The sequence below is a fragment of the Sulfurimonas sp. genome, from assembly GCF_019429335.1.
In the GTDB taxonomy this organism is placed as follows: Bacteria; Campylobacterota; Campylobacteria; order Campylobacterales; family Sulfurimonadaceae; genus Sulfurimonas.
This window is the reverse complement of the sequence record NZ_JAHYJB010000006.1, coordinates 1-17,636: the sequence shown is the minus strand read 5'-3', so window position 1 is coordinate 17,636 and position 17,636 is coordinate 1. Positions and strand designations below refer to the sequence as shown.

The window sequence follows — 17,636 nt, the reverse complement described above, 5'->3', positions numbered from 1 at the left end:
CCCTCTACCAGTAGATATGTTTTTTAGTGCTTATTGAATTGTAGAACTCTTCAATAACCATTTTATCTATTTTACCATCTTTTAAAATATAAAGTTTATATTTTAACTCTTTATCGTTTTCATCTTCAAGAATATAAAACTCTCTTTGCCCATCTTTTTTTATTTTTGTAAATAAGTCAAAAACTTTTGATAGAACATAATCTGTAGTTGGTAAATTCAATGAAGATATATCATGGTTATCAAGAAGTGCATGATATAGAAGCTTTTTTTGCATAAGAATAGTCGAAAAATATGCAGCATTTGCACGTGCCTCTTTTGAAAATTTAAGCGTTGCAATAGGTACTGCCAAACGGTCAACATAGTCAATTTTTAAGCAGGAAAATGAGTACAAAGAGACATACTCCTCATCTCTTGAGTGGTCTCCAAAGTTTTTAAAACCAAGATTACAAACGTCCGCATATTTTTTATCTTGATAAAGCGCAAACATATCCTGTTTTACGTCAGCGTACATAGTTATTGAAATTAGTATTGATAGTAATATTTTCATTTGAATTTTCCTGTTTGTATCTCCTCTAAAAGCTGTCTTGCCTGTGAAGAGTGCGAGTGTGAAATATATTTTTTAAGAGTCTCCAAGGCCAGCTCTTTTTTATTTAGTTTAACTAGAGACTTTGAAAATATAAGCCAACTATCCTCTATGTTGTTATTAATATCATTTGTAATAAGTGCATAGTTATATGCTTGCTCATAATCACCTAGTTGATAATATTTTTTTGCCACAAACAGGCTTAGTGCAGGATTGTGGTTTACATTAAATCTTTTGAGTACGTGCGCGATATCTTCTATCTCGTCTTTTCTTGCTATATTGATAGAGCTCTTTTTATCTGTATTTATTGTAATCTCTTCGATTTCCTCTTTTTTAGGTGCTATTTGTTTATTTTCTATTTTTGGCGATACTGTTTCTGCTCGTTTTTGTTCTGGCGTCTCTTTTGGTTTTGGAGTGCTGTTTAACTCCTTGGCTGGCTCTTTATAGATTTGGCTCTTTGATTCTAATTTGCTCATAAATCCTAAGGATGGTGAGAGCACAAGTTTCTCTTGCTTTTCTTCGGCTGTTTCTTCTCTTACAGCGTTTTCAGATATTACATGTAGTTTTTCTTTAGTTGCCAATTCTAGCGTTGATTCATTTTTTTCTTCAACAACAGGTTCAGTTTCAATTTTTTGTGCAACAATAGGCTCTTTAACGATTTTGTTTTCAACTATAAATGTATTTTTTTGGTTGTATACAAAAAACCAAGTAATAGATGCTGCGATTATTGCCGTAGAAACAATCATGGTAAATAGCGGTGCATAGTACTTTCGTTTATATTTTTTGTGTCTAAGTTCTAAATCATTAATATTAAGCATCTATTAACCCTGTGTGAATTGCAGCCATCTCTATAAACTTGGTTGAAATTTCGCTCGTATTTATTTTGTTTGGATTGTTATTTGCATAGTATACATATATATCAAATAGCGTGTATACAAGTTTGTTTACGTCTCTGTAATTTCCATCAGTCAATTTATGGACTAAATCAATAGATTTTTGTGTAAACATACTAGCAGTGTCTATTGAATTTGCTTTCATAAGTTTCTTTTGAATATAGATTTTCAACTCTGAAGTTGAGGCATTTTCAAGTTTTATGCTCTCCCAAATTCTTGTTTGAAAGTGCTCCTTCGCAATAATGTCCTCTTTTTCGGTTTTGTGAAGCGCTATAACAAATTTAACTTTTCTAGTATCAGAGAGAAGTCTTATTTTTTCCATCATCGGCGTTGAGTATAGTTGAGCTTCGTCTAATAGTATCAGCGGAACAGTTGCTCCGACTAACTCTCTTTTTTCAACAACTTTTACAAATTGTGTAAAATTCAATTCACCATCATAAGTCATTGCATAGAGATCCTGAGCTAACGTTTTAAAAAATTCGCTCTCGTCCAAAATCGGTGTTTTATAGAGGCAAACTTTTTGAGATGATGAGAGATTCTGGTGAAGTTTTGATAGGAGCATGCTCTTGCCTGTTCCCGGCTTACCGTATAAAAGAACCATCTTTAGCGGCTTTTCTATGGAATCCCTAAGAGATTGGTAAAAGATGGAGACTCTCTCTAGCTGGATGTAATCTTCAGCATTGACCGTATCTAAAAAAACATCCCTAGAGTTTTCATAGATACTTGGTTTCAATTTTCCTCTTTTGATAAATCTACAGTAGCATCAATTGCATCTTTAGAGCCTAGTAAAACTTTTTCAGAGAGACCCTGATAGCCTAAATCCGAAAGAGAGAGATCGCTTTTGCCTTTTCTGACAATGCGCGGCTCAATAACAATAACAAGTTCCTGTGTTATTTTTAATTTATCTTCATACTTAAATAGATAGTTTAGTATAGGAATGTCACCTAGTATAGGAACTTTATTTACATTAATAGAGTTGCTTGTATTAATTAAACCGCCTAGTATGATACGATTGCCATCTTTTACTGTTACAACTGATGAGAGTTGGCGACGGCGAAGGTCCGGCGGCATCGTTCTGTCTCCTGGTTCAACAAGAGACATATCAGTTGCAGTCTCAGAAAGAGATGGATTTATTTTTAGCGTTATCATATCGTCATCTGAAATCTCAGGAGTAATGTCCAATAGAACCCCTGCAAATACTGACTGAAGGTCTTCACTAGTGCTCTGTGTGCCACTTGTTGTGCCAGACAGAGTCTCTGTACTTATAATTTTATAAAAATACTCAGTACCAGCCGTTATAAGAGCAGCTTGATTATTGAGTGTTAAAACTTTAGGGTTGGAGATTGAAGTAACATCACCTTGGGTTTTAAGAAATTTTATTACCTCATTTAGGCTTCCCTTTGCAGACAACTGGAACGCATGAGCATTATTAACGGCCTGTGGTCCCATTGTGTCAAATGACGTGGTTCCTAAAATACCGCCCTCATTAGTTAGTTTAATTACATTGTTTTTACTTATATAGTCAAATGCTAAATCAATATCCTGAAGTTTATAGAGCTGAGCCCAGTCAACTCCGGTAGTTTTACCTTTGCTTAGTGTGACGGACAACAACTGAACATCGATTAGAACTTGGAGTTGAACTTTGTCTTGTAATTTTTTAAGATACTCTTCTAGTCTCTCCATCTGCTTGACTGTTGAAGTAACTGTAATAATTCCTGCATTTTTATTTATTATAGGAGCTTGAGCTACGTAAACATCTTGCGGTCTATTTAGAATTTCTTGCAGCTCTAAATCCAGCTGATGCCAAAACTGCACTTCGTCAGAGCTATTTACATTCATGCCTGATTTGCCTGCAGAACCGCCACCAACTTCTTCATTTGTGGCAACAGTTGCTCCTGTTTGAGAGGATGTGCCAGCACCTTCTGATGATAGCGTAATGTTTGTTTTGGATTCGCTCTTTCTTTGAGAAAGAATGTAGTCAATATTAAACATCTTTGTCTGAAGGTATGCAATTTTTAATATATTGTTTTCAAGAGTATATGTAAGATTGTTCTCTTTTAATATAATATTAAAAACCTCATCTATCGTCAGGTTGTTTAGATTGGTCTTGTTTAAGTTGCTCTCCAAAAATTTCTGCGCATTTGGATCGGTAACTATAATACTAAATTCACACTCATCACTAAGTTGCTCTATGAAATCTATTATTTTGGTCTCTTTAGTAGAACTAATACTAAAAAGTTCATAAGAACAGTCAGCCAAAGCACTGCTTGATAAAAGAAGTGTTAAAAGCGTTGTACACATTGTTGTTTTTATAAGTTTCATAAATCTGCCCTACTTATTTTTGAATTTTAGAGTTTGTTTTTTGGTAACAGTTGATAAGATAAGTAACTTATCACCTTTTTTCAGGGTTACGCTATTTTTGCTAATATCAGAGATAGTGTAGCTGTTTATAACGTCACTCTTTTTGTACCAGCTTCCGTTAATTAAAGCCGATGAGTTGATAATCGTACTTAACTCAAAGCTGCCGCTTTTTTTCACACCTTCATCTTTTTTCACGCCAGAAGCAGACTTTGCTGTTGCAACTTTTGCGCGAGGCGCTGAAGAAGAAGCGCCTTTGTCTTTGGATTTAGGTTTATTTTTCTCTAAGAAAACAAAGGGATCATTGATTCCTGAAATAGAATATCCTTTCCTTGGCGGTTTTATCGCCTCTATCTGCTCATCTACCCACTCAAGCTCACCAGCGAAAAGAGAAGTACTTAAAATAACTGCGAACAGTCCTATTGATATTGTTTTCATTTGTAAGTAATCCCCCAAACTGAAATAGCAAGTTTTGTATTTAAAGTATCTTGCGCTTTGATATCTATGTTGTTGACATCAACAACAAGATCGCTTTGCTCTAAAGAGTTGATAAATTTGATTGTGCCCAAATAACTACCCTTGACATCAAGTGCGATATCCAAGACATGACCAAATGATGAGTCATTATTTAGCGAATATGTATTTGTAAAGTTAATAATCTTTATATTATGCTCTTTAGCACGTATAGATATTGAGTTAAGATATTTACCCCATGCAATTTCATCATATATTAAAGACGATATCGTCTCAATCTTCTCTTTAATATATTTATTGGTCTCTTCCTGAGCAACCAACTCACCCTCTAAAGCTTTTATAGCTTGCTCAAGTTTGGCTATAGTAGCTTCGGTATTTATTTTTAGGTAGATTTTATCAGCATCAATTTTAGCCGTAATTTGAGTTACTTTCTCTTTTACCGTATTAAACTCGTTTTCAGATGGTTCATAAAATGGATAAGCTAATGCGCCTAACACGGCAACAATCATTATGTAAATTATATAGACATCTTTTTGAGATTTTTCCTTAAAAAAATTGTCAATTTTTTGTAAGGTATCTTCAATCATTAATTTGAAATTCATAATAGATTCACCCTCAATTCACCAAAGTATAATTTCTCTTCAACTTTATATGATATCTCATTAATAGAGAAGTGAAACTTTCCTTCATAGGTTTTAGTTAGATATTTGACTAAATCAGTAATCTTTTTATCATTAGATGCAACAAGACCAAGCTTGAACCCTTTAGAAGCCTCAACTTTATCGCTTTTTTCAGTTTCAGCGTAAATAGCGACCTCTAATCTCACATCATGTCTGTTTAAATCCTTAGTCAGCACCTGTATCAGATTTGCTTTCATCGGATAATTGACTTTAACCTCATGAATTTTTACAAGCGTGTTTTTCTTCTCAACATACTCTTGCTGTTCATGGGCTAGCAGTTTTGAGACTTTGTCTTTTTCTGCTTCTTTATTTTTTATAGTTGCTTCTCTTGTAACTTTAATATTGTGAACAGTTTTGTATTCATCTACTAGAAGCTCATATTGCAGTGATTGAGCATATGTCAGTGTCCAATATGTTGCTGGATACAAGAAAGCAAGCAGCAATGCGGCAACAGCCAATAAGATAGCACGTCCGCTATCTCTTTGTGTGAATTTTGGAGGGCGGTGATATGTGGTGAAGTTACACTCATATCTCTCTTTTTCAGGAAGAGTAGTGTAGATATACATAAGAGAGTGAAGATGGTCAATATGACTCTCTTCACTGAGAAGTCCATAGTTAAAGTTATAACTGCTACTTCTTATGCCAAGCTCTACCTCTGCCATCTCATCTATTTTAGTGAGAGTGGAGAGCTCTGTATCTATGTATACTGAGTCAATCTTGTCAATGTCCAATGCTCTTTTTACGTAAGTTAATATATCGTTTATATTTGAAAATATCTCTTTATAAAGCTTGATAACAGAGGTTTTGTAGCTATTGTTAGTATTTTTAAGATTTTCACGTGACAAGAAATTGATAAAATCGTCATACTCAACCATCTCTCCATGTATCTCACAAAATCTCTCATGCATCTGCAAGAAAGAATAGTTTATTGACTTTGTATATAGGAACTCTTTTTCACTATATATAGTAATAGCCGTATCGTTCTCCTGAAAATATATGAAACAGTGCACACCGCTGTCTTGTATAATCTCTCTGGAGTAGAGTGACTTTAGCAGAAGAGGCGCAGGAATAATATAGTCTATATATTTAACTTTTTCAACGGCATTTCTAAATATGTCGTTGACTGCCAATGGATCAATAATAAATACATGAAAGCTTCTGTTGCCTTCTTCTAGGTTGCCAAAAGTTTCTATATACTCAATCTGGTACATAATCGCTTGGTCGAGTCCAAGCTCATCATACGCTTTATTGTAAATTGCATCGTATAAATCATCTTGGGGAATATTTTTACTAACAGAAATATTGCTATTAATAAAACTTTTTGTATTAAGGTAAGAGATTACATACTGCTCTTTGCTATAAATAGGAGTCGCAACAATCTTTAGGGAGCTGGCAACTGCGCTGAAATATCCGCCTTTGTATGGATTGATAGAAAGTACACTAGAGAAAGAGTGCTGTTCTTTTTTACTCATTTTGCATTATCCTGTCTAAAATGAACTTTGGACATAGAACAAAATTCATTATTTTTATAAAACTCTACCCTGTAAACCTTTTCGTTTACGTCAATAGAGAATTTTTTGTCAAAATCTTGAAGTTTAACGTTGATATCACTTTCATCAAGACGACCCACCGCTCTGTAACCAATAATATTTACACGATAACTATCTTTTTTGACGATACTGAAATCGTCATTTACAAAAAAATCTGAAGCTCTATTCAATGAAACTTTTTTTCCATCAACAACTGCTTCAAACTCTTCCGAGCAAGACTCACCCATTTTGAAATATTGCGGATTAAGAGTTGCGACTTTTTGATTGCCTATGTAAACAACAAAACTTCTACCCTCCCTAGCAACACTACCTAGCGGGCTGGAGAACTTAAACACGTTACTCTCTGATTTTATCGGAATAAAGCTTAAAGATTTTTTTATATCATTTAAATTAATAGAAATATTGTTGTTTATAGTTAAATTTCCGTAATTTTTTAAAATTTTATCTATTTCAAGCTCGTTTAGCTCAAACTCTCTTTTAAAGGAGATACCCATGATATTCATAAACTCTTCTATTGAAAGAAGATGATAAAAAACTTTTTGTGACAATGAAGGGAGGTTCTTGCTGCTCTCTATTGCAAAAGCAGGTTTATTGTGTGTGACGGCAAAGTATGTAAGAGATAGCTGCATAGCTTCATCATAAAACTTTGTGTTTGTATTTTTTACGTCAAAAGTATGATGCTCTTCGATAAGCCTTCTGTTTATTCTATCTTTAATCTCAAGAGCGATTGTATTTAAATTCCCAAATGGCTGATTTATGTTTAGCTCGCATTGATCAATTACGCATGTCTGTCCCCAGGCATTTGGATTAAAAATATTTCCCTTGTCTGTCTTTCTGTAAAACCCGTTGCCGTCATGCAGATTTAAAACTAATGAGACGTTTTCTTGAGTAATAATATTTTTTATCTCATCAACGGTTTTTTTGTCTCTATCACCATTCTTTACAATGGCAAATTTTCTATTCATATCTCCGTTGATACCTCTGCTATCTTTTTGAATGCTTTCTTGATTTAGGTTTGGGACTATCCAGAGGTTTTTTGAGTCTATTTTATAGTGAGTTGCTAAAATTGATGCTGAAAAATATCCACCAGGCTCATCGCCGTGTATGCCCCCTATTACAAGCAGGGTAACATTCGAATCATTGTTCTCTTTTTTAATAAGCTGAACATCTGCATGTAAAAAAAGAGGCGCTAGAAATAATATAAAAAGGAGTTTTGCAAAAACATATTTCATCTAGTGCTTCTTTTTACTTTTCAGTAAGTATGCGAATTTTTCTGTTTTTATCAAACTCTACAAGTAATGTTTTTTCGCCACTGAATTGAAAACTGTCTGATTTATAATACTCTTTAAATGTTATTTGGTAAATGTTAGCGCTGTTTGGATAAGGCAGTATATTTATGTCATTAAAGATAATGCTCTTTTTCTCTGCTTTTTTAAAAATCCTACTTTTGTAGCTTGTGAACTTTTTAATATCCATTCCGTCAAATCTAACAAAATTAGGCGAGTAGAAGCCTAAATAACTATCTATGTCATCATAGATCCAAGCGTATCTCCAAGCGTACAACTGGGCAAGTACGGATGTTAGAATCTCTTTAGATATGTCCGTCTTGATACTTGAATCATTAATTATAAGAAGAGTTTTAGAGATATCGATATCGTTGTCTAAACATTCAATACTTGAGTTGCTAATTGCAATGCAGCCTCTGGTAAACTCATCTCTGTCCTCTGCAGGGAGACCATGAATCCATATTCCTGAGCCATTTTTTCCTCTGTAGGTATCATATACGTTAGGGTATGAAGTAACAAAAGCCAAAGGACCGTAAAATGGATCCAGCTTTGTCTCTTTCGAGAGTTTTTTAACAATTTGATATATTCCAATCGGAGTTCTTAAATCACCCTCTTTTATTTTATCGCCTTTTAACTTACCTGTAAAAGCGCTATATGTTTTTTTGAATTTAAAACTTTTATTTTGATCAACTGAGTAGAAATCCAGAGCAGACTTCGATTTGTCACATGTCAAAACATTGCTGTAAGATTCTATATAACCAAATTTTGTATCTTTGTCAGCCAAATACTTTTTCCAATACTCCTCTTTGGAGAGTTCCATATCGAGCTGTTTCTCAATATCTACAGTACCATTAACTCTATAGCTGGTCAATATATCGCCGGCAAACAAATTTAAGCTTATAAAAATAAGTAGTAGTAATCTCATGACGTGTAACCTATCTCTTGTAAATATGATTTATCTTTTGTCCATCCCTTTTTTACAACGACTTGTAAATCAAGATAAACTTTTTTCCCGCTAAGCATCTCTATCTTCTCTCTTGAATATTTTCCGATTCTCTTTATGCCTTCTCCGCCTTTGCCGATAATAATCCCTTTTTGGGACTCTTTTTCAACAATAATGGTGGCAATAATTCTGTCTATATTCTTCTCTTCATCTATTTTGTCTATTAAAACATCAGATTCGTACGGAATTTCATCACTTACATTTTGAAATATACCCTCTCTGATAAATCCTGCATATATGTCGCGAACAAGCTCGCTTGTCAAATCCTCTGGGTCAAAAAGAAACGGTGACTCAGGCAGTAGTTTTGAAATAGTCTCAAGCAAGTCTTTATGGCCGACTTTCTTAGGTACAGCCATAGGAATAAGTGCTTCGAAATAATCTGCAAATTGACTATATTGAGCTATCTTTTTGAAGAGCTTTTCTTGAGTAATCTGATCTATTTTGCTTAATACTATTATATGTTTAATTTTAGAGTTGTTTAGTTTTAAAAATTTTTCATAATACTCAACACTGTCTGTTACGGGAGCCAGATAAACAATCAAATCGCAGTCACCCATAGCCTTTAGGGCTTCATCAAGCATAAACTGATTTAAAACTTTTTCTCTCTCATGTAATCCTGGAGTGTCAACAAAGATAATTTGTGTGTTTTCATGCATAACAATCGCATTTGATCTTTTTCTAGTTGCATTGGCTTTTTGGCTAACCATCGCGATGTTTTCGCCTAAAAGAGAGTTCATAAGAGTACTCTTTCCAGCGTTTGGACGACCTATTAGAGAGACAAAACCCGCATGGGTTTTTTTAGTAACATCGGCTTTAGTCATATTTTTTCCTATAAGATATATCTAGATAAGTCATCGTTTTCTACGACATCATCCAATTTTTCATGTACAAGTTTTGCAGTTACTATAAATTCTTTCTCTTTGTACTCATCTGCATCAAAACTTACATCTTCCAAAACTCTCTCTAGCACGGTGTGGAGCCTTCTGGCTCCAATATCTTCTGCTACTTCATTTGCTCTGTGAGCCAGTTTTGCAATGGCTCTAATCGCCTCATCTTCAAAAATAAGCTTCATTCCTTCAGCACCCAGCAGGGCTTCGTATTGTCTAAGGAGAGAGTTTTTTGTCTGGGTGAGTATCTTATATAGAGTATCTTCTGTAAGAGATTCAAGTTCAACTCTTAGCGGAAATCTGCCTTGAAGTTCTGGAATCAAATCACTCGGTTTGCAGAGATGAAATGCGCCTGCGGCAATAAAAAGTATATGATCTGTATTTATCGTTCCATATTTTGTGCTCACGCTGCTTCCCTCGACTATAGGGAGCAAATCTCTTTGAACTCCCTCTTTACTTGGGTCATTTCTTCCCTGTGACTTTTCGCTTATAGCGATTTTGTCAATTTCATCCAAAAAGATTATTCCGCCGCTCTCGGCGCGCCTCAGCGCTTCGGATTGTATATGTGTAGAATCAAGAAGTTTCGAGCTAGCCTCATTTTTTAAAATAGTTTTTGCGTCCTTTACAGTTACCTCTTTTTTATTATCCTCTTTATTCATTTGAGAGAACACCCTAGAGAAAGACTCTTGAACTTTTGCCATTTCAGGAGGAAGATTTGTATCGTTAAATTCTACATGTATCTTTTCAATCTCAAGCAGTATGATTTTATCATCCATCTCGCCTGAGAGAACTCTCTCTTCCATAACGCTTAAAAGTCTCTGGTAGTCATCTTTTTTGCTCTCGCTCGCACCAAGCGGAAGAGGGGGAAGAAGCTTCTCTACTATCTTGTTTAAGACGTAGTTCTCTATCTTCTCTTTACTCTGCTCCTCTTTTTCTGCTTTTACAATAGCAATAGACGCAACAACCAAATCTCTAATCATAGACTCGACATCTCGTCCGACAAATCCGACTTCGGTATATTTGCTGGTTTCAACTTTGATAAAAGGGACTTTCATCATCTTTGCCAAGCGTCTTGAGATTTCTGTTTTTCCTACACCTGTTGAGCCTATCATCAATATATTTTTTGGCATTATTTCGTCTTGAATCTCGGGAGCGAGCTGCATTCTTCTGTATCTAGTTCTAAGGGCAAGTGCGATAGTTTTTTTAGCGTTGTTTTGTGAAATGACATACTTGTCTAAATATTCAACAATCTCTTTTGGTGTTAAATTCACTTATCTTCTCCGATGAGCGTGAGAGTTTTAATGTTGTGGTTTGTGTAGATGCACAAATCTGCTGCAATTTTAAGGCTCTCGCGTACAAGCTCCTCTTCATCAAGATTGGCATGTTGCTTTAGAGCGCGTGCAGCAGATATAGCGAAGTTTCCGCCGCTTCCAATTGAAGCAATCTCTCCATCCTCTGGCTCGACTACATCCCCGTTGCCGGTAAGGATAAAAATATGTTCATTATTGAGTACTATCATCATAGCCTCAAGACGGCGAAGTACTTTGTCTTTGCGCCAAGCTTTTGAAAACTCGACGACAGATTTTAAAATATCGCCTTTTTTAGTTTCTAGAAAATCTTCGAACATGTCAAAAAGATTAAAAGCGTCAGCCGTGCTACCTGCAAAGCCGGCTAAAATTTTGCCGTTATGAAGAGTTCTGATTTTAGTAGCATTGCCTTTTAGAACACTGTTTCCAAAAGTAACCTGACCGTCTCCACCGATTACTGCTTTGTTCTTGCCCTTATATGCAAGTATTGTAGTTGCATCAAACAAGTTTGTCTCCTTTTGCAAAGAAGTGAATTCTTTGCAAAATTCCCCTCTCTAAAGCTTCGCCTAATGGCGAGACGAAATAACACATGGCTTATTTACTCACCCTGAACATCCACATGCAGAGTTGCGTGGATTCCATGACCTAGTTTAAGGTCAAGGTCATGCTCGCCGACTGTTTTGATTGAAACTTTATCTGTTATATGTTTTTTGTCAATTTCGATATTGTGCTGCTCTTGAAGAGCAAGGGCAACTTCATCTTTTGTAATCGAGCCGAAAAGGTGACCGTTTTTGCCAATTTTTTTTGTAATTATTACTTCAGCTTTATCCAGTTTTGTAGCCAGCTCTTTTAGAGATGCTATCTCTTTTTCAAGCTCTTCTGCTGCCAATCTCTCATCCTCTTTATGCTTAGCCAAAATTTCGGTAGTTGCATGTTTTGCAAAACCTTTTGCTATTAAAAAGTTTTGGCCGTAGCCATCTTTTACCTCTTTGACTTCGCCTGCTTTGCCGAGAGTTTTTACATCTTTAATCAGTAGTATTTTCATCGTTTTTCCTTATCTCTCTATTTCGCCGCCATATGAAACTATTCCATATGATAAATTTCCTATTTTCGTATATCCCATGTCTGAGAGAATTCTAGCACAGTGTGCGCTTCTGCTTCCGACGTGACAATATACAATTATGTTTTCGTCTTTATTTAGTTTTGCGTCATCAAGTGCAGCAAAAAAACTGCTTGTCGGAACAAGTTTGTCAGCACCTTTTATGTGACCCATCTGCCACTCCATGTGCTCTCTTACGTCAACTAATTTAAACTCTACCATACCTAGATTTCTTGCTTCAAGCAGAGATGTGAGCTCATCACCGTCTAGTTCACTCTGATTTAGCAAAATCGCCGCTTCATCTTTTGTTAAGCCGCGAGAATGAGTATGAACAACATCTTCAATGCCCATCTCCGCTTTTTTGTTTGCAGCAAACTCAGGTGTGCAGTAGATTCCGCAGTGGCATGTTCCATCTTCTGGAATCTCTTTTTCGATTGCCGGCTTGCATGGGCAAATACGATTTTCTACACTTCTTGGTTTTTCATCAACAACTTCAACCATAAAACAAGGGCAGAAGCGTTTGCCGTACATAATCTTATTTCTCGCAAGACCCATCTGCACGCCTTCGTTAACCTCTGCTTGTGGATTGTAAACCCAGCCAAACTGCTTATTTACTTTATCTGTAAACTCTATAGTTTTTTTCATCTCCGCCTGAAACTCAGGTGAATTCATATCTATTTTGATTATACTCATGCTATTTTCCCTAAGCGTTTATTTTTTTCTAGCTTTGCCCGCAATTATAAATCTAAGAGCGTTTAGTTTGATAAAACCTTGAGCATCTTTTTGGTCATATACTTCATCTTTTTCAAATGTGCAGTATTCAGGATTGAAGAGTGATTTTATAGATTCTCTTCCGACTACGCTTACATTTCCCTTGTAGAGTTTGAGTCTTACGCTCCCCTCTACATGCTCTTGTGTTTTATCGATAGCTGCTTGAAGCATCTCTCTCTCAGGGCTAAACCAGTATCCTTGATAGATGAGTTTTGCATATTTTGGCATAAGCTCGTCTTTTGCATGTGCCGCTTCTCTGTCAAGCGTGATAGACTCGATTGCACGGTGAGCTTTAAGCATAATAGTTCCACCCGGTGTTTCATAACATCCACGGCTTTTCATACCGACATATCTGTTTTCAACGATGTCAGCTCTTCCAATACCATGCTTGTTGCCATATCTGTTGAGTGTTTCAAGAAGTGTTGCGGGACTCATCTCTTTGCCATTAACTGCAATCGGGTCGCCGTTTTTGTACTGAATTGTAATGTACTCCGGAACATCAGGTGCATTCTCAGGTGAAGTTGTCCAAAGCCACATAGACTCTTCCGGCTCAGCGTTTGGATTTTCCAGGTGCAGACCTTCGTAAGAGATATGAAGAAGATTTGCATCCATAGAGTATGGAGAAACTTTTGGGTTGCCGTTTTCATCAATATGTTTTTGAGAGATTTCTATGCCGTGCTCTTTTGCATATGCAAGAAGTGATTCCCTTGAGTTTAAATCCCACTCTCTCCAAGGAGCGATAACGGTGATATCAGGGCTAAGCGCCAAATATCCAAGTTCAAAACGCACCTGATCGTTTCCCTTTCCAGTCGCTCCGTGACTTACAGAATCAGCACCGACTTTTTTTGCTATTTCTATCTGCTTTTTTGCGATAAGCGGTCTAGCTATCGAAGTTCCAAGCAGGTATTCGCCCTCATAAATAGCGTTTGCTCTAAACATGGGAAATACGTAATCTCTAACAAACTCTTCTTTTATGTCTAAGATGAAAATATTTTCAGGTTTAATTCCCATAGCCAAAGCTTTTACACGTGCCGGTTCTACCTCTTCGCCTTGACCGAGATCGGCTGTAAAAGTCACAACTTCTGCGTTATAAACATCTTGTAGCCATCTTAATATAATACTTGTGTCAAGTCCGCCAGAGTACGCAAGAACTACTTTTTTAACTTCTTTTTTCATGATAAAACCTTTATGAGCAAAATAATTGTCGCGATTTTACTACAAAAAGTATTAAATAATGGTTAGCATAAAAGGAATTAGATATAAAAGCTATTAGGAGAATAAAAATTGTAGAAAGAGATTCAAAGGGGTGTTTTATTACCCTTTTGAATCAAATAAGATACCAGACACTTCTCTCATTTTTGGAAGAAAACCAAATGCTTCTTCAGCCGGAAATCTTCTTATCATTTTGCTTGTTTCAGATTCTATAACTGATACATAAAAGATATCTTGTGAGTCAACGCCAAACTTTATATTTGTCGTCATGGGAGCGAGAGCTCTGTTTAGCTGCTCTACTAAATCCTCTACTTGCTCTTTTGAATTAATCTTCTCAGATGTGCTTGAATTATCTTTTTGAATCTCCCTTACTACATCAGCCTGTTTAGGCTGTTGAATCTGCTGTGCCTCAGGCGCTCTTTCTTGAGACTCTTTTGTGCTCATTTGTGACTGCTGTTGCCTTGCAACATTTGCTATGCCATCCATGACCTTCTCCTCTTTTAAACAATATTATTAGAGACCAAATCGACACAAAAAAAAATAACTTTAGTAAATTTAGAAAAAAAATAACTTTTTTTATTTTATATTTATGATAATCTTGCATTTATGAATGAGTATATAAAATTATTGAAGTCAGAGCCTGTGTTAAGACGGCTCTCTGCCGTGCAATTGATTGCATATTTTGGCGCTTGGTTTAGCAACGTCGCTATTTATACACTTCTTTTAGATATGAAAGTAGGCGCCGAGATTGTGGCTTTTACCGCAATGCTTCATTTTTTATCAGGCATTATCCAAGCTCCTTTTTCAGGCTCTATAATTGATAAAATGAAGCCAAAAAAACTTATGCTGATTTTGATTTTATTTGAAATATTTGCAACACTCTTCTTAGTCTTTGTGAATGAGATTTCAGATTTGTGGCTTTTGTACATGTTGATTTTTATAAAAATGGCGGCGGCAAATTTTTACTTTACTGCAGAGATGTCGCTTCTGCCCAAACTGCTAAAGGGAGAGAAACTTCAGCGTGCCAATGAGCTTCACTCTATTATCTGGTCATTTTCATACACTTTGGGAATGGCGCTTAGCGGATTTATAGTCTTTTGGTTTGGCATAAAGGTTGCGTTTGTTCTCGATGCGTTTATGTTTGTCATCGGTTTTTGGCTACTAAACAGCTTGGAGATAAAGGTTGATTTTCTTAAAAGCAAAGAGAGTTTGCTTGAGATGATGGGTGATACTTTCAGGTATCTGAAGAAGTTTCCACATGCGCTTCATCTAATGCTTATCCACGCATTTGTAGGACTTACGGCTTTTGATGCCCTGGTTGCTCTAATGGTTGATAAATATTATGCTTCCATAATTGCTACTTCTTTGGCACTCGGACTTCTGCATGCCTCAAGAGCTGTCGGTTTGGTAATCGGACCGATGATTTTAAGCAGATGGATAAGTAACGAAAGAGTAAGTTATATCTTCGTGTTTCAGGCTATGGCGATTTGGCTCTGGGCAGTGCTTATGAAAGATTTCTACATGTCACTAATTGCAAGCGTTATTGTGGGGCTTTTTACTACTACATTATGGTCATACACATATACGCTTCTTCAAAAAAACATTGAACAGAAATATTACGGCAGGATAGTCGCATATAATGACATGTTGTTTTTGAGTTCGGCAGCGTTTACCTCATTTATGATTGGTTTTTTGGCAACAAACGACTACTCGCCGGAGTTTATAACTTCTTTAATAGGAGCGGGATTTTTTATAGGCGCGTTTTACTTTGCATGGATAGTTAAAACACAAAATTTAAAAGATGTAAAAATTTAAATAAAGAAAAAATATATGACATCAGGAATTTTTTTACTGCTTGACGATATAGCAATGCTCTCAGATGATGTAGCAGTTGCAAGCAAAGTTGCCACGCAAAAAAACAGCCTTTTTTCACCACAATTTTATAGAGGGAGTTCCTGCAATAATCAATGATTTAGTCATAGGTTTGGTTATAGGCGCTGTTGTGTTGCTTGTTATAAAGATATTTAAGAGATAACTGACCTTACTCACTTTTCATAAAAGTGCGTAAAATGCCTTGTAGTTCTCGAAAAACAAAGTTTTTCGTAGCTTTAGCGGGTTGCAGGGGACATCTGTCCCTGCCATTAAAACGGACGAGTTCGTTTTAATGCGTAACACTAGGAGATAACTAGTAGATTTTAGAGCGGAGGTTGAATCTATCGTAATAGACATTAATCATCTCTCTTAATGTTTCATCATCTAGCGTAGTTTTTTCTTTTGTGCCGAATCTGTTTATATACTCATACGGAAGAACTGACTTTTCAGAAGTGGGCTCTTTGAGGTAATTAAAAATAGCCTCTTTTATTCTTTTTTCGCTGCTATATTTTTGAGTATATTTCTTCATCATCATATTAAACTTAAAATCGTTTCCATGGCAGTTTAAACAGTTCTCCTCAAACGAAGAGGCATTTAAAAAAGTTAAAGAGATTACCGCTAAGAGTATGATTTTTACCATGTTAATGTTACCTTTGTTCCTTTGCTAGGTTCTGATTCTATGTTGATTTTTATGTTGTACTCATTAATGATTGACTTTATGATGCTGTATCCGATTCCAAAGCCGCCCTGTGTTTTATCAAAACGGCGATATCTTTGAAAAATAGTGCTTATCTCATCTTGGCTCATACCTTTGCCTTCATCTGAAACGCTAAAAGCGTGCTGTGTCAAAACAACTTTTATAGTCGTTGATATGTTTGTATATTTTATGGCATTTGAGAGAATGTTGTCTATTAAACGCTCTATTTTTTGCCTATCTGCATTAAAGCAGACACCCTCTTTGATATCTACATGCAGATTTAATTTTTTAACATTTGCCGCCTGTGAGAAGTAGTGCAGTCTCTGGTTTAATATTTCAGATATATTCAGCTCTTCGTTTTGCGATGAGATTTGGTGGTTTAATAGCAGATATACCAAATCCTGATAGAGATTGGAGATGGTGGTAGAAGCCGTTTTGATTCTTTGGAGTTTTCTCATAGATTTTTCATCACAGCTTTTTGAGTCAAGCGTCTCAATATTTGCAAGAATGGTTGTAATTGGAGTGTTTAGCTCATGCGTTGTCTCTTTTATAAAGTTGTCAAGAAGGCGCAGGTTGTCCCTTAGTGGTCTTAGAACAAGTTTTACCAGAAAAAATGAGGTTATGATTGTAATGGTAATGATAATTAAGGCCGTAATAATTAGATCGTTTAAAATGTCTATGGGTTTTCTCTTCTTTTCAATAACGCTGTAAGCAGCTCCGAGATGGTGCGGTTTCACCGACGAGATATAGTAGGAGTTTGAACCTTTAAAAAAGAAATCTTTATCAAGAGAGCCACTTGCAAATTCAATCAAGCAACCAAGCCAACACCTTCTAACCTCAATTTTCTAACTTTTTAAAAAACTGATTTTAGCCATTGCCTGTAATTTTACAGTTTTTTGGCTGATTTACTTTAATTTGCCATTTATAACTGCGTGCTTTATGGTTTAGGCTTGATTTTGTAACG

Annotated in this window: 20 protein-coding genes; 2 read left to right on the top strand and 18 right to left on the bottom strand. The window is 35.8% G+C overall.

The genetic code is table 11. From position 1 onward, the window contains the following. Positions 1-4: 4 nt before the first annotated feature. From K0A91_RS03775 to K0A91_RS03700, 16 genes are all read right to left on the bottom strand, one after another. Positions 5-547 carry a hypothetical protein gene (locus K0A91_RS03775; RefSeq protein ID WP_295008309.1) on the bottom strand — a complete coding sequence of 181 codons (543 nt, stop codon included), beginning with the start codon at positions 545-547 and terminating at the stop codon, positions 5-7. Next, positions 544-1,401 (bottom strand): hypothetical protein, encoded by an 858-nt coding sequence (locus K0A91_RS03770; RefSeq protein ID WP_295008307.1) that lies wholly within the window; start codon positions 1,399-1,401, stop codon positions 544-546. The genes K0A91_RS03775 and K0A91_RS03770 overlap by 4 nt, the downstream gene beginning before the upstream one ends. After that, the gene (locus tag K0A91_RS03765; protein WP_295008305.1) at positions 1,394-2,209 is read right to left on the bottom strand and encodes an AAA family ATPase; all 816 of its coding nucleotides are present in this window, start codon (positions 2,207-2,209) and stop codon (positions 1,394-1,396) included. The genes K0A91_RS03770 and K0A91_RS03765 overlap by 8 nt, the downstream gene beginning before the upstream one ends. Then, a complete protein-coding gene (gene mshL / locus K0A91_RS03760; protein WP_295008303.1) occupies positions 2,206-3,798 on the bottom strand; it encodes a pilus (MSHA type) biogenesis protein MshL in 1,593 nt (530 codons plus the stop codon). The genes K0A91_RS03765 and mshL overlap by 4 nt, the downstream gene beginning before the upstream one ends. Before the next feature lie 9 nt (positions 3,799-3,807). Then, on the bottom strand, positions 3,808-4,272 hold the full coding sequence (locus K0A91_RS03755; protein ID WP_295008301.1) for a hypothetical protein: 465 nt from the start codon (positions 4,270-4,272) through the stop codon (positions 3,808-3,810). Next, on the bottom strand, positions 4,269-4,910 hold the full coding sequence (locus K0A91_RS03750) for a hypothetical protein (RefSeq protein ID WP_295008299.1): 642 nt from the start codon (positions 4,908-4,910) through the stop codon (positions 4,269-4,271). Before K0A91_RS03750 ends, K0A91_RS03755 begins: the two co-directional genes overlap by 4 nt. Further along, complete coding sequence (locus K0A91_RS03745; RefSeq protein ID WP_295008297.1) at positions 4,907-6,460, bottom strand: hypothetical protein; 1,554 nt, start codon at positions 6,458-6,460, stop codon at positions 4,907-4,909. Before K0A91_RS03745 ends, K0A91_RS03750 begins: the two co-directional genes overlap by 4 nt. Further along, the gene (locus tag K0A91_RS03740; RefSeq protein WP_295008295.1) at positions 6,457-7,770 is read right to left on the bottom strand and encodes a M99 family carboxypeptidase catalytic domain-containing protein; all 1,314 of its coding nucleotides are present in this window, start codon (positions 7,768-7,770) and stop codon (positions 6,457-6,459) included. Before K0A91_RS03740 ends, K0A91_RS03745 begins: the two co-directional genes overlap by 4 nt. A gap of 13 nt (positions 7,771-7,783) precedes the next feature. Then, positions 7,784-8,749 carry a L,D-transpeptidase family protein gene (locus tag K0A91_RS03735; protein WP_295008293.1) on the bottom strand — a complete coding sequence of 322 codons (966 nt, stop codon included), beginning with the start codon at positions 8,747-8,749 and terminating at the stop codon, positions 7,784-7,786. Continuing rightward, the gene (gene era / locus K0A91_RS03730; RefSeq protein WP_295008291.1) at positions 8,746-9,648 is read right to left on the bottom strand and encodes a GTPase Era; all 903 of its coding nucleotides are present in this window, start codon (positions 9,646-9,648) and stop codon (positions 8,746-8,748) included. Before era ends, K0A91_RS03735 begins: the two co-directional genes overlap by 4 nt. Before the next feature lie 8 nt (positions 9,649-9,656). Further along, positions 9,657-10,985, bottom strand: a complete 1,329-nt coding sequence (gene hslU, locus K0A91_RS03725; protein WP_295008289.1) for an HslU--HslV peptidase ATPase subunit — start codon at positions 10,983-10,985, stop codon at positions 9,657-9,659. Then, the gene (gene hslV / locus K0A91_RS03720) at positions 10,982-11,527 is read right to left on the bottom strand and encodes an ATP-dependent protease subunit HslV (protein ID WP_295008287.1); all 546 of its coding nucleotides are present in this window, start codon (positions 11,525-11,527) and stop codon (positions 10,982-10,984) included. Before hslV ends, hslU begins: the two co-directional genes overlap by 4 nt. Positions 11,528-11,619: 92 nt before the next feature. Further along, a complete protein-coding gene (gene rplI, locus K0A91_RS03715) occupies positions 11,620-12,066 on the bottom strand; it encodes a 50S ribosomal protein L9 (RefSeq protein WP_295008285.1) in 447 nt (148 codons plus the stop codon). Positions 12,067-12,075: 9 nt separating this feature from the next. Then, positions 12,076-12,813, bottom strand: a complete 738-nt coding sequence (locus K0A91_RS03710) for a ferredoxin-thioredoxin reductase catalytic domain-containing protein (protein ID WP_295008283.1) — start codon at positions 12,811-12,813, stop codon at positions 12,076-12,078. A gap of 18 nt (positions 12,814-12,831) precedes the next feature. Then, positions 12,832-14,070, bottom strand: a complete 1,239-nt coding sequence (locus tag K0A91_RS03705) for an argininosuccinate synthase (RefSeq protein WP_295008455.1) — start codon at positions 14,068-14,070, stop codon at positions 12,832-12,834. 135 nt (positions 14,071-14,205) lie between these two features. Continuing rightward, a complete protein-coding gene (locus tag K0A91_RS03700) occupies positions 14,206-14,589 on the bottom strand; it encodes a flagellar protein FlaG (RefSeq protein ID WP_295008281.1) in 384 nt (127 codons plus the stop codon). A 120-nt stretch (positions 14,590-14,709) separates the two neighbouring features. Between K0A91_RS03700 and K0A91_RS03695 the strand changes: the two genes are divergently transcribed. Both K0A91_RS03695 and K0A91_RS03690 read left to right on the top strand, forming a co-directional pair. Continuing rightward, positions 14,710-15,918 carry an MFS transporter gene (locus K0A91_RS03695; protein WP_295008279.1) on the top strand — a complete coding sequence of 403 codons (1,209 nt, stop codon included), beginning with the start codon at positions 14,710-14,712 and terminating at the stop codon, positions 15,916-15,918. A 15-nt stretch (positions 15,919-15,933) separates the two neighbouring features. Next, positions 15,934-16,074, top strand: a complete 141-nt coding sequence (locus K0A91_RS03690) for a hypothetical protein (protein ID WP_295008277.1) — start codon at positions 15,934-15,936, stop codon at positions 16,072-16,074. Between the two features lie 214 nt (positions 16,075-16,288). Here K0A91_RS03690 and K0A91_RS03685 read toward each other — a convergent pair whose 3' ends face one another. Then, the gene (locus K0A91_RS03685) at positions 16,289-16,615 is read right to left on the bottom strand and encodes a hypothetical protein (protein WP_295008275.1); all 327 of its coding nucleotides are present in this window, start codon (positions 16,613-16,615) and stop codon (positions 16,289-16,291) included. Next, positions 16,609-17,484: a HAMP domain-containing sensor histidine kinase gene (locus K0A91_RS03680; RefSeq protein WP_295008273.1), complete on the bottom strand. Its 876-nt coding sequence runs from the start codon at positions 17,482-17,484 to the stop codon at positions 16,609-16,611. Before K0A91_RS03680 ends, K0A91_RS03685 begins: the two co-directional genes overlap by 7 nt. Positions 17,485-17,636: the final 152 nt, after the last annotated feature.

Excerpts from the sequence above, each read along its gene's own strand:
- rplI (WP_295008285.1), bottom strand. The coding sequence starts at position 12,066 with ATGAAAATACTACTGATTAAAGATGTAAAAACTCTCGGCAAAGCAGGC.
- K0A91_RS03710 (WP_295008283.1), bottom strand. The coding sequence starts at position 12,813 with ATGAGTATAATCAAAATAGATATGAATTCACCTGAGTTTCAGGCGGAG.
- K0A91_RS03750 (WP_295008299.1), bottom strand. The coding sequence starts at position 4,910 with ATGAATTTCAAATTAATGATTGAAGATACCTTACAAAAAATTGACAAT.
- K0A91_RS03740 (WP_295008295.1), bottom strand. The coding sequence starts at position 7,770 with ATGAAATATGTTTTTGCAAAACTCCTTTTTATATTATTTCTAGCGCCT.
- K0A91_RS03690 (WP_295008277.1), top strand. The coding sequence starts at position 15,934 with ATGACATCAGGAATTTTTTTACTGCTTGACGATATAGCAATGCTCTCA.
- K0A91_RS03735 (WP_295008293.1), bottom strand. The coding sequence starts at position 8,749 with ATGAGATTACTACTACTTATTTTTATAAGCTTAAATTTGTTTGCCGGC.
- K0A91_RS03700 (WP_295008281.1), bottom strand. The coding sequence starts at position 14,589 with ATGGATGGCATAGCAAATGTTGCAAGGCAACAGCAGTCACAAATGAGC.
- era (WP_295008291.1), bottom strand. The coding sequence starts at position 9,648 with ATGACTAAAGCCGATGTTACTAAAAAAACCCATGCGGGTTTTGTCTCT.
- K0A91_RS03775 (WP_295008309.1), bottom strand. The coding sequence starts at position 547 with ATGAAAATATTACTATCAATACTAATTTCAATAACTATGTACGCTGAC.
- K0A91_RS03745 (WP_295008297.1), bottom strand. The coding sequence starts at position 6,460 with ATGAGTAAAAAAGAACAGCACTCTTTCTCTAGTGTACTTTCTATCAAT.
- K0A91_RS03685 (WP_295008275.1), bottom strand. The coding sequence starts at position 16,615 with ATGGTAAAAATCATACTCTTAGCGGTAATCTCTTTAACTTTTTTAAAT.
- K0A91_RS03755 (WP_295008301.1), bottom strand. The coding sequence starts at position 4,272 with ATGAAAACAATATCAATAGGACTGTTCGCAGTTATTTTAAGTACTTCT.
- mshL (WP_295008303.1), bottom strand. The coding sequence starts at position 3,798 with ATGAAACTTATAAAAACAACAATGTGTACAACGCTTTTAACACTTCTT.
- K0A91_RS03770 (WP_295008307.1), bottom strand. The coding sequence starts at position 1,401 with ATGCTTAATATTAATGATTTAGAACTTAGACACAAAAAATATAAACGA.
- K0A91_RS03695 (WP_295008279.1), top strand. The coding sequence starts at position 14,710 with ATGAATGAGTATATAAAATTATTGAAGTCAGAGCCTGTGTTAAGACGG.